The following is a 1188-nucleotide window of genomic DNA, read 5'->3' as shown; positions in this document are numbered from 1 at the left end:
GCAGAAGACGGCATACTAGCTCAGGCAGCTATGGTGTCTGGAGTTCAGACGTGTTTTCGTCCGTTAAGGGAATAGGGAGTAGGGAATCGGGAATCGGGAATAGGGAATCGGGAATCGGGAATCGGGAATCGGGAGTAGGGAATCGGGAATCGGGAATCGGGAGTAGGGAATCGGGAATCGGAAAATTAAAAACATTTTAATCATAAAGTGGAACCGAAAGTGCGATTAAATTAAACAACTCCATAGCCGGTATATTGGTGAATTTCAGGAGCTTGAAACCCAAGCACAATATCTTCCTTTGCAACTCCTCGTTCCACAAGTTCCAGAGCTACTCTCATTTCGGTCATATTTTGTTCAATCCAAATCTGACCCTTCTTAATATCCAAATGTAAAACACAACCATAGACGCGCCGATGACCATCCCATCCCACATTCATTACCTGGTAATGGTCTTGTTTCGTATCAAACACCTTGTAGCAATCAATGGTTCCATTGACAATTGGTATTTCAGCATAAGCTGTCAACAACGACTGAATGATCTGGCGATAATACTCTATAGTGTCCATTGCACAATTACCTCCTGTATTGGATCATAAATCATTAGTCTAATCTGATATTTTTCTAAGGAAAGTTGTGCAAATTCCCGCTTAAAAAAAGCTTCATAAGCAATTACAGGAACTGCCAAATATCAGGATTCTGTTCTTTGACTTGTTCTAATGCCTCTTCGGCGGTTTGAGCGGAGTGAATCTCAGCATCAGAAAAGCGACCTTGGACAAGGTCAATCGTTCCTTTAAGAAGTAAGGGATGGTCGTCAATAATCAGAATCGTTAACTGCTGGGAATTTGTTGAGTGGTTGGTGGTGTTTGGCATTTTAGGGAGTCGGGAGTCGGGAGTCGGGAGTCGGGAGTCGGGAGTCGGGAGTCGGGAGTCGGGAGTCGGGAATAGGGAGCAGTAAGAGCTGATTTTCTTTACAAATCAGCTCTTATGGATAGTCGCAATGGAGTTTTGGTCAGTTTTAGGTACTCAATTAATGAGAACTAAATCCAATAAACTCCCCTTTTTTCAGAGGGGTCAAAGAGCCATGAAGTTGATTCAGTCTACCTTCTAGCTCCCTTATCACCCGTTCAGGAAGGTCATACTAGTAGGGTCCCTGCGATCACTTTTAGTCCAGATGGCAAACAGATTCTC

Annotated in this window: 4 protein-coding genes; all 4 read right to left on the bottom strand. The window is 43.6% G+C overall.

Annotated elements, in window-relative coordinates:
- Positions 1–63 precede the first annotated feature (63 nt).
- Genes F6K49_RS50865 through F6K49_RS50855 form a run of 4 tightly spaced genes read right to left on the bottom strand, consistent with a single transcriptional unit; the run spans position 64 to position 870 of the window.
- On the bottom strand, positions 64–204 hold the full coding sequence (locus F6K49_RS50865; protein WP_293110515.1) for a hypothetical protein: 141 nt from the start codon (positions 202–204) through the stop codon (positions 64–66).
- A gap of 26 nt (positions 205–230) precedes the next feature.
- Positions 231–566, bottom strand: coding sequence for a XisI protein (locus F6K49_RS50860; RefSeq protein WP_293069024.1), 336 nt, complete (start codon positions 564–566; stop codon positions 231–233).
- Entirely contained in the window at positions 554–685 is a 132-nt protein-coding gene (locus tag F6K49_RS54135) for an element excision factor XisH family protein (RefSeq protein ID WP_366510904.1), read from the bottom strand. Before F6K49_RS54135 ends, F6K49_RS50860 begins: the two co-directional genes overlap by 13 nt.
- On the bottom strand, positions 670–870 hold the full coding sequence (locus F6K49_RS50855; RefSeq protein ID WP_293069022.1) for a hypothetical protein: 201 nt from the start codon (positions 868–870) through the stop codon (positions 670–672). Before F6K49_RS50855 ends, F6K49_RS54135 begins: the two co-directional genes overlap by 16 nt.
- Positions 871–1188 lie beyond the last annotated feature (318 nt).

It is taken from the genome of Moorena sp. SIO3I6 (genome assembly GCF_010672095.1).
Note: the sequence above shows the minus strand (reverse complement) of the source record. Positions and strands in the feature narration are given on the sequence as shown.